Genomic DNA, 7,833 nt, shown 5'->3' with positions numbered 1-7,833 from the left:
CGGGTCGCGGGCGTGGGGCGGCGGCTGTGCGGAGACGCCCCCTCACCCCACCCCTCTCCCCGCACGCGGGGAGAGGGAGCGGCCGCCGCCCGTTTCGTAACTAACAAGTCCTAGAGGAGACTCCGCCATGCCCCTCGACAAACCCTACACTGACGTACCCGGCACCACGATCTTCGACGCCGACATGTCGCGGATGGGCTATCATCTCAACCAGTTCTGCATGTCGCTGATGAAGGCCGAGAACCGCGCCCGCTTCAAGGCGGACGAGCGCGCTTATCTCGACGAGTGGGCGATGAGCGAAGAGCAGAAGCAGGCCGTACTTGACCGCGACCTCAACCGCTGCATCGCGCTCGGCGGCAACATCTACTTCCTCGCCAAGATCGGCGCCACCGACGGCAAGAGCTTCCAGCAGATGGCCGGCTCGATGACCGGCATGACCGAGGAAGAGTATCGCAACATGATGATCAATGGCGGCCGCTCGGCCGAAGGCAACCGCTACATCGGGGAGAAGAAGTAATGGCCCGCATCACCGCCAGCGTCTACACCTCGCATGTCCCCGCCATCGGCGCCGCGATCGACACCAAGAAGACCGGCGAGGACTATTGGAAGCCGGTGTTCAAGGGCTACGAGTTCTCCAAGCAGTGGCTGAAGAACGAGAAGCCCGACGTGATCTTCCTCGTCTTCAACGATCACGCCACCGCGTTCAGCCTCGACTTCATCCCGACCTTCGCGATCGGCACCGCGGCCGAATACACGCCGGCCGACGAAGGCTGGGGTCCGCGCCCGGTGCCGAAAGTGATCGGCCATCCGCGGCTCGCCGGCCACATTGCCCAGTCGGTGATCCAGGACGATTTCGACCTCACCATCGTCAACAAGATGGACGTCGACCACGGCCTCACCGTGCCGCTCAGCCTGATGTGCGGTGAGCCGCAGGCGTGGCCCTGCCCGGTGATCCCGTTCGCCGTCAACGTCGTGCAATATCCGGTGCCGTCGGGCCGGCGCTGCTACATGCTCGGCCAGGCGATCGGCAAGGCGATCCGCTCCTACGACGAAGATCTCAACGTGCAGATCTGGGGCACCGGCGGCATGAGCCACCAGTTGCAAGGTCCGCGCGCCGGCCTGATCAATCGTGAATGGGACAATGCCTTCCTCGACCAGATCATCAACGATCCGGATGCGCTGTCGAAGAAGCCGCATATCGACTACGTCCGCGAGGCGGGCTCCGAAGGTATCGAGCTGGTGATGTGGCTGATCGCGCGCGGCGCGATGGCCGACGCCACCGGCGGCCCGAAGCCCAAGGTCGCCCACCGCTTCTACCACGTCCCGGCCAGCAACACCGCGGTCGGCCATCTTATTCTGGAGAACGCCTGATATGGCAAAATCGATCAAGGTCGCGCTCGCGGGAGCGGGCGCGTTCGGCATCAAGCATCTCGACGGCATCAAGAACATCGACGGCGTCGAGGTGGTGTCGCTGATCGGCCGCCGGCTGGAGCCGACCCAGGAAGTCGCCAAGAAATACGGCATCGGTCACGTCTCGACCGAGCTCGCCGACGCGCTGGCGATCAAGGAGGTCGACGCGGTCATTCTCTGCACGCCGACCCAGATGCACGCCGAGCAGGGTATCGCCTGCCTCAATGCCGGCAAGCACGTCCAGATCGAGATCCCGCTGGCGGATTCGCTGAAGGACGCGCAGGCGGTGGTCGATCTGCAGAAGAAGACCGGCCTCGTGGCCATGGCCGGCCACACCCGCCGCTTCAATCCCAGCCATCAATACGTGCACAACAAGATCAAGGCCGGCGAACTGAACATCCAGCAGATGGATGTGCAGACCTACTTCTTCCGCCGCACCAACATGAACGCGCTCGGCCAGCCGCGCAGCTGGACCGATCATCTGTTGTGGCATCACGCCGCCCACACCGTCGACCTGTTCGCCTATCAGGCGGGCTCGCCGATCGTGAAGGCCAACGCCGTGCAGGGGCCGATCCATCCCGATCTCGGCATCGCCATGGACATGTCGATCCAGCTCAAGGCCGAAAACGGCGCGATCTGCACGCTGTCGCTGTCGTTCAACAATGACGGCCCGCTCGGCACCTTCTTCCGCTACATCTGCGACAACGGCACCTACATCGCCCGCTACGACGATCTGGTGAACGGCAAGGAAGAGAAGATCGACGTCTCCAAGGTCGATGTCTCGATGAACGGCATCGAGTTGCAGGACCGCGAATTCTTCGCCGCGATCCGCGAAGGCCGCGAGCCGAACTCGTCAGTCGCCCAGGTGCTGCCCTGCTACCAGGTGCTGCACGACCTGGACCGGCAGCTCGCCGAGGGCTGATTGACCAACCGACCTCTCCCCGTCATTGCGAGGAGCGCGGCGACGAAGCGATCCAGCCCGGTGCACGGCGGTGGATTGCTTCGGGGAGCTTGTCATCGGGCCGGCCAAAGGCCGGACCCGGTGGCTCGCAATGACCGGGGGTGCGTTTGCTTCTGCCGAATACGTGATACCGATCACACGTGCTGTTGAGTTTCCTCAGCGGAACCTTCGCTGCCCCGTTGGGGTTGTTCCTGCAGCGGCCGCGGTGCGGCCATATGAGGCGGAGGTTTCCGATGGTGAAGCGTAGCAATGGGCGATCGATCGGCGTGCGCGCCATGGCGATCGCGACGGTGGCGGCGATCGGGCTGGCCGGCGTGCAGCCGACCGCGGCGGTCGCCGCGCCGAAGTCCGAAAAATCCATGTCGCAGCACGACGTCACTGATTTCAGCGCCCGCAAGAAGCGCTATGTGCGTCGCGGCGGCGGCGGCAATGCCGCGGCGGCGGCCGCGTTCGCCGGCATTATCGGAACCGTCGGGGCGATCGCCGCCAGCCAGGCCCGCCGTGACTATTACGGCCCGGGATACTACGGGCCCGGCTACGGCTATTACGGTGGCCCGGCCTATGGCGGCTATCCGGGATACGGCTATTACGATCCGTATTGATACGATCAGAACTGATCACTTCGGCAAAACCAGGCGCGCTGAAACATCGCGGAGGCCACTTTGCGATGTTGTGCTGTGTTAACATCACTGCCATTTAGTTGCGCTAAGCTGCCCGGATGAACGATTCGGTCGACAGGCTCTACCAGGCCGTGCTTTCCGCGCGGGATCTCGATCCGGCGACGTCCCGGACCGCGAAGCTGTTCCGTGACGGCTCCGGCAAGATGGCCAAGAAGCTCGCCGAAGAGGCGATCGAGGTGGTCATCGACGCCGTCAATGGCGACCGCGACGCCGTGATTCGGGAAAGCGCCGACCTGATCTACAATCTCACGGTGTTGTGGGCTTCGGCCGGCGTCCGGCCTGAAGACGTCTGGCAGGAGATGGCCCGTCGCGAGACGCTGCTGGGGATCGCCGAGAAGCTCCCGAAGGCACGGGTCAAGACCGGCCCGCATCTCCCCAAATCACCTCCTAATGGGTTGCGGCGACCGATCGCCGAGCTGGACGCGGCCCGCGCGGCGCGAAAGCGGCGCTAAGCCGCGGCTTTGCGGCCGGTCGTCACATTTGCGGCATGGACAAAGCGCCGCCGGGATGGTTGATCCCCGCCCATGCTGAGACGAATCTACGACTGGTGCATCGACGCCGCCCATAAGCCCTACGCGCTGTGGATCCTCGGAATGGTCTCCTTCGCGGAGAGCTCGTTCTTTCCGATCCCGCCGGACGTGATGCTGATCCCGATGTCGCTGGCGCGGCCGGAGCGGGCGTGGTTCTACGCCGCGCTGTGCACCGTCACCTCGGTCGCCGGCGGCGTGGTCGGCTATCTGATCGGCGCCGTGCTGTACGATTCGGTTGGCCACTGGCTGATCCAGCTCTATGGCTATGGCGACAAGGTCGAGGCGTTCCGCGCCGGCTACGCCGAATGGGGCGCCTGGATCATCCTGCTCAAGGGTCTTACCCCGATCCCCTACAAGCTGGTGACGATCACCTCCGGCTTCGCCGGCTACGATATCTGGTCGTTCATCCTGTTCTCGATCATCGCCCGCGGCGGCCGGTTCTTCATCGTCGCGGTCGTGCTCAACCGCTGGGGCGACGTGATCCGCGAGCAGATCGAGAAGCGCCTGACGATGTGGGTGTCGCTCGCCGCCGTGCTGCTGGTCGCCGGCTTCGTGATTGCCGCCCGGCTGGTGTAGACCGCGCCTCAGCGGGCTTTGCGAGAGCTCTGCTCGGACGGATTCTTTAAAGCGCGCGGTGCGGTTTTCGCGGCCGTTTCGGCCGGCCCGCCGAGATGGCGGAAGTGCATGGTGTTTTCGATATGCCCGCGCATCGCCGCCGCGGCGGCGCGTTCGTCGCGCGCCTCCAGCGCATCGAGCACGCGGCCGATTTCCTCAACGGCGCTGCTGATGCGGGTGGGTGAGCCCTTGCTGGCGACCCGGATCCAGCGGACCTTGTCGACCAGATTGAGCAGCACCTCGGCCAGCACCTTGTTGGCGGCCGCCTGATAGATCGCCAGATGAAACTGTAGATCGAGCTCGAGATATTCGTCCATGCGGTCGGACGACACCCGCTTGCCGAGCGCCGCGAACGCCTTGCGGAAACGCGCGATCGTCGCCTCTTCCATCCGCGTCGCCGCGCGCCCGGCGAGATGCGCCTCCAGCAGCATCCGCGCTTCGAGGATCTCGGTGATTTCGACGTCGGAGAGGCCGCGGACGAAGGTGCCGCTCTGCGGCGAGATCTCGATCCAGCCTTCGCTCTGCAGCCGCGCAAAGGCGGTGCGGACCGGGGAGCGGCCGCAGCCGAGTTCGCTGGCGATCCGCACTTCGGAGAGCTTGTCGCCGGGCTGGTACACCAGTTCGGTGATCCGGCGTTTGATCTCGCGATAGATCAGAACGGCCCGGCCGTTGTCGTTCGTGAAGGTCGAAATCATGTCTGCGTCTTGCCCGGGAGGCTGCGATCACGCGTGACCAATACGCAATCGAGCGCAATGCAGCCGCTACCCTCCTCTAGCACGGCGAGCGGGTTGATCTCGACCTCCGCGATCTCGTCATTGAAGTCGACGATGAAGCGGGACAGCGCGCTGACTGCGCGGGCCACCGCCGCAATGTCTGCTTGCGGAGCGCCGCGGAAGCCGCCGAGCAGCTTGGCCACCTTGGTGGCGGCGATGGCTTCGAATGCAGCGGCCTCGTCGATCGGCGCGGCGCGGATGGCAACGTCCTTGTAGAGCTCGACCTGCACGCCGCCGGCCCCGACCACCACCAGCGGCCCGAATTCCGGATCGATCCGGGCGCCGACAAAGATCTCGCCGACCGAGGCGACCTGCTGCTGCACCAGAAAGCCGAGCACGTCCGCGGCCGGAAACGCCGCCAGCGCAATCTGCATGGCGTCGAGCGCGCGCCGCAGGTCAGCGTCGGAGCGGAGCCCGACCTTGACCAGCCCGGCGTCGGACTTGTGCAGCACATTGCTGACCAGCCCCTTCAGCACCACCGGGTAGCTGATTTCGGCGGCCGCACGCAGCGCCTCGTCGGCCGTCGCCGCGAGCCAGTCGCGCGGGCCGCGGACGCCGTAGCTGGCCAGCACCTCGCGCGCTTCGTGCTCGGCGGCGAGCCGATCGGGCGGCACCGCCGCCAGCGCGGCGCGCGCCGGCCTGGCCTCGGCGGCGACCGCCGCGGCGGGCGCCGGCAGCGGCGTCGTCGCCCATTGCAGATAGCGCGAGATGGCGGACAGCCCGGTGCCGGTGCCGCGCAAATATGGCACCTGCAGCTTGTCGGCCATTGCCTGCAGCGTCGGGTGCGGCTGATCGGAGACATTCGACAGCGCGACGAATGGCGTGCCCGCCGCCGCGGCACCCGTGGCGATCGACTCCAGCAGCGTGGCATAGCGCCCGGCCTGCTGCGCGCCGAGCCCGCCGGGCGCGTCCTGAAACAGCACCAGCGCGCCGACATCCGGCTGCGCGGCGATCGCTTCCGCACACGTCATCGCGACCTTGGGGTCGTAGATCCCGGCCCAGGTCAGATCGAGCGGGTTGGAGACATGGGAGAACGCCGGCAGCACCGCGGCGATCGTCTCGGCGGCCGGGCCGAGCGCGGCGAAGCCGATGTCGAGGTCTTCTGCGGCGTCGTGCACCAGTGCGATCTCGCCGCCTGATACCGAGAGGCCGCCGAGCTGCCGCCCGGTGGGCCGCACCCGCATTTTGGATGCCAGCAGCGTCGTCTCGATCAGTTCGTCGAGCGAACGCATCTGGATGGCGCCGGCCGCGCGCAGCGCCGCGTCGCAGGCCTCGTCGCTGCCGGCGATCGCGCCGGTATGCGCCAGCACCGCGGCCTTGCCGAAGGTCGAGCGGCCGCTCTTGAGCACGATCACCGGCTTGTCGGCCGCGCGCGCCCGGCGCACCGCGGCCATGAACGCCGCCGGCCGTTTGATCTGCTCGGCAAACACCAGGATTGTGGTGACGTCTGGATCGTCGACCACCGCCTCGATGTAGTCGGCCGCGGTGGTCACAGCCTCGTTGCCGGTGGTGATGATGTGGCTGAAGCCGAGGCCGCGCGCCGAATTTAACAGCGCGATGCCGATCGACCCGCTCTGCACGATCGCCGCGACGCCGCCGCGCTGCACGTGATCGGGCAGCGACGTCCCGAACAGCGCGCTGCGGCTGGTAAAGCTTAGCAGCCCCAGGCAGTTTGGCCCGCACACCGCAAGATCATGCGCCTCGGCGACGTCGACCAGCGCGCGCTGCGCCGCCGCGCCGTCGCGGCTCTCGCCGAAGCCGCTCGACAGAATGGCGAGCGCGCCCGCCTGTTTGTTCGCAGCCTGCCGCGCGACGTCGATCACCGCCTCGGCCTGAACCGCGACGAACACCGCGTCGACAGCGCCGGGGATCTCGGCGAGCGACGGATAGGTGGTGCGGCCGAACAGCGTCGGCGCGCGCGGATTGACCAGATGCACATCCCCCGCGTAGCCGACGAAGTCCAGCGCCTTGAAGGCGTTGTAGCCCGGCCCGACTTTCTCGGAGGCGCCCACGATGGCGATCGACGCCGGCGCCAGCAGACTCCGGATGCCCATCAGCGCGCTCCGAAGTTCGGCTTCCGCTTTTCGACGAAGGCTTTCGGCCCCTCATGCGCGTCCGGATGTGCGAACACCCGGTCGCAGATCTCGACTTCGAAATCGACCATGTCGCTCCAGCTTTCGCGGGAATTGAAGGCGATCGCCTCGCGCGTGGCGCGGATCGCGAACGGCGACGCGGTGGCGACGCGCTGCGCCGCGATCATCGCTTCCTTCTCCAGATCGGCGCGCGGCACCACCTTGGTGACCAGGCCGAAATCGTACGCGGTCTTGGCGTCGAAGTCGTAGCCGAGCAGCAGGATGTCGAGTGCGCGGTTGCGTCCGACGTAGCGCGGCAGCCGCGTCAGTCCCATGCCCCAACTCGGCACCATGCCGATATACGCGTCCGCAGCCCGGAACACGGTGTCGTCGGCGGCAATTCGCAAATCGCAGGCCCAGCCGATCGCGGTGCCGCCGCCGATACAATAGCCGTGGATCGCCGCGATGATCGGGACCGTGAAGTTTTCGAGGCGATTGAGCGTCTTGCGACCGAGTGCCTGAAACGCTCGCGAGCCTTCCGGCGTGCCGAAATCGGCCTCTTCGCGCAGATCACCGCCAGCGCAGAACGCCCGGTTGCCGGCGCCGGTGAGGATGACACAGCGGGTTTCCTTGTCCTGCTCGATCTCGTCGAGCCGCGCGTGCAGCGCGTTCATCAGCTTGGTCGAGGCCGCATTCACCGGCGGATTGTCGAGCGTCAGGATCGAGACGGCACCTTGCATGTCGAGTCGCACGAGGGAGTTTGTCACAGTCGGGTCCTTGTTGGTGATGTTG

At 66.4% G+C, this 7,833-nt stretch carries 9 protein-coding genes; 6 read left to right on the top strand and 3 right to left on the bottom strand.

What is annotated here, in order from left to right:
* Positions 1 to 127 precede the first annotated feature (127 nt).
* The 6 genes from ligA (at position 128) to D4Q52_RS23390 (ending at position 4,157) form a co-directional block, all read left to right on the top strand.
* Complete coding sequence (gene ligA, locus D4Q52_RS23415) at positions 128 to 517, top strand: protocatechuate 4,5-dioxygenase subunit alpha (RefSeq protein ID WP_119858989.1); 390 nt, start codon at positions 128 to 130, stop codon at positions 515 to 517.
* Positions 517 to 1,371 carry a class III extradiol dioxygenase subunit beta gene (locus tag D4Q52_RS23410; RefSeq protein WP_119858988.1) on the top strand — a complete coding sequence of 285 codons (855 nt, stop codon included), beginning with the start codon at positions 517 to 519 and terminating at the stop codon, positions 1,369 to 1,371. The genes ligA and D4Q52_RS23410 overlap by 1 nt, the downstream gene beginning before the upstream one ends.
* 1 nt (position 1,372) lies before the next feature.
* Entirely contained in the window at positions 1,373 to 2,332 is a 960-nt protein-coding gene (locus tag D4Q52_RS23405) for a Gfo/Idh/MocA family oxidoreductase (protein ID WP_119858987.1), read from the top strand.
* A 272-nt stretch (positions 2,333 to 2,604) separates the two neighbouring features.
* Complete coding sequence (locus D4Q52_RS23400; protein WP_119858986.1) at positions 2,605 to 2,973, top strand: hypothetical protein; 369 nt, start codon at positions 2,605 to 2,607, stop codon at positions 2,971 to 2,973.
* Positions 2,974 to 3,089: 116 nt separating this feature from the next.
* Positions 3,090 to 3,503 (top strand): phosphoribosyl-ATP diphosphatase, encoded by a 414-nt coding sequence (gene hisE, locus D4Q52_RS23395; RefSeq protein WP_119858985.1) that lies wholly within the window; start codon positions 3,090 to 3,092, stop codon positions 3,501 to 3,503.
* Between the two features lie 72 nt (positions 3,504 to 3,575).
* Positions 3,576 to 4,157 carry a YqaA family protein gene (locus tag D4Q52_RS23390; protein ID WP_119858984.1) on the top strand — a complete coding sequence of 194 codons (582 nt, stop codon included), beginning with the start codon at positions 3,576 to 3,578 and terminating at the stop codon, positions 4,155 to 4,157.
* A gap of 8 nt (positions 4,158 to 4,165) precedes the next feature.
* Here D4Q52_RS23390 and D4Q52_RS23385 read toward each other — a convergent pair whose 3' ends face one another.
* From D4Q52_RS23385 to D4Q52_RS23375, 3 genes are read right to left on the bottom strand one after another with little or no spacing between them, the layout of a single operon-like run.
* Positions 4,166 to 4,891 (bottom strand): GntR family transcriptional regulator, encoded by a 726-nt coding sequence (locus tag D4Q52_RS23385; RefSeq protein ID WP_119858983.1) that lies wholly within the window; start codon positions 4,889 to 4,891, stop codon positions 4,166 to 4,168.
* The gene (locus D4Q52_RS23380) at positions 4,888 to 7,023 is read right to left on the bottom strand and encodes an acetate--CoA ligase family protein (protein WP_119858982.1); all 2,136 of its coding nucleotides are present in this window, start codon (positions 7,021 to 7,023) and stop codon (positions 4,888 to 4,890) included. The genes D4Q52_RS23385 and D4Q52_RS23380 overlap by 4 nt, the downstream gene beginning before the upstream one ends.
* Positions 7,023 to 7,808: an enoyl-CoA hydratase/isomerase family protein gene (locus D4Q52_RS23375; RefSeq protein ID WP_147407848.1), complete on the bottom strand. Its 786-nt coding sequence runs from the start codon at positions 7,806 to 7,808 to the stop codon at positions 7,023 to 7,025. Before D4Q52_RS23375 ends, D4Q52_RS23380 begins: the two co-directional genes overlap by 1 nt.
* Positions 7,809 to 7,833: the final 25 nt, after the last annotated feature.

This window comes from Rhodopseudomonas palustris (assembly GCF_003591005.1).
GTDB classification, from domain to species: Bacteria; Pseudomonadota; Alphaproteobacteria; order Rhizobiales; family Xanthobacteraceae; genus Rhodopseudomonas; species Rhodopseudomonas palustris_K.
This window is presented reverse-complemented; position numbering and strand designations above follow the sequence as displayed.

What these genes read in the sequence shown, in the direction of transcription:
- D4Q52_RS23385 (WP_119858983.1), bottom strand. Translation starts at nt 4,891, where the DNA reads ATGATTTCGACCTTCACGAACGACAACGGCCGGGCCGTTCTGATCTAT.
- D4Q52_RS23380 (WP_119858982.1), bottom strand. Translation starts at nt 7,023, where the DNA reads ATGGGCATCCGGAGTCTGCTGGCGCCGGCGTCGATCGCCATCGTGGGC.
- ligA (WP_119858989.1), top strand. Translation starts at nt 128, where the DNA reads ATGCCCCTCGACAAACCCTACACTGACGTACCCGGCACCACGATCTTC.
- D4Q52_RS23400 (WP_119858986.1), top strand. Translation starts at nt 2,605, where the DNA reads ATGGTGAAGCGTAGCAATGGGCGATCGATCGGCGTGCGCGCCATGGCG.
- hisE (WP_119858985.1), top strand. Translation starts at nt 3,090, where the DNA reads ATGAACGATTCGGTCGACAGGCTCTACCAGGCCGTGCTTTCCGCGCGG.
- D4Q52_RS23390 (WP_119858984.1), top strand. Translation starts at nt 3,576, where the DNA reads ATGCTGAGACGAATCTACGACTGGTGCATCGACGCCGCCCATAAGCCC.
- D4Q52_RS23405 (WP_119858987.1), top strand. Translation starts at nt 1,373, where the DNA reads ATGGCAAAATCGATCAAGGTCGCGCTCGCGGGAGCGGGCGCGTTCGGC.
- D4Q52_RS23410 (WP_119858988.1), top strand. Translation starts at nt 517, where the DNA reads ATGGCCCGCATCACCGCCAGCGTCTACACCTCGCATGTCCCCGCCATC.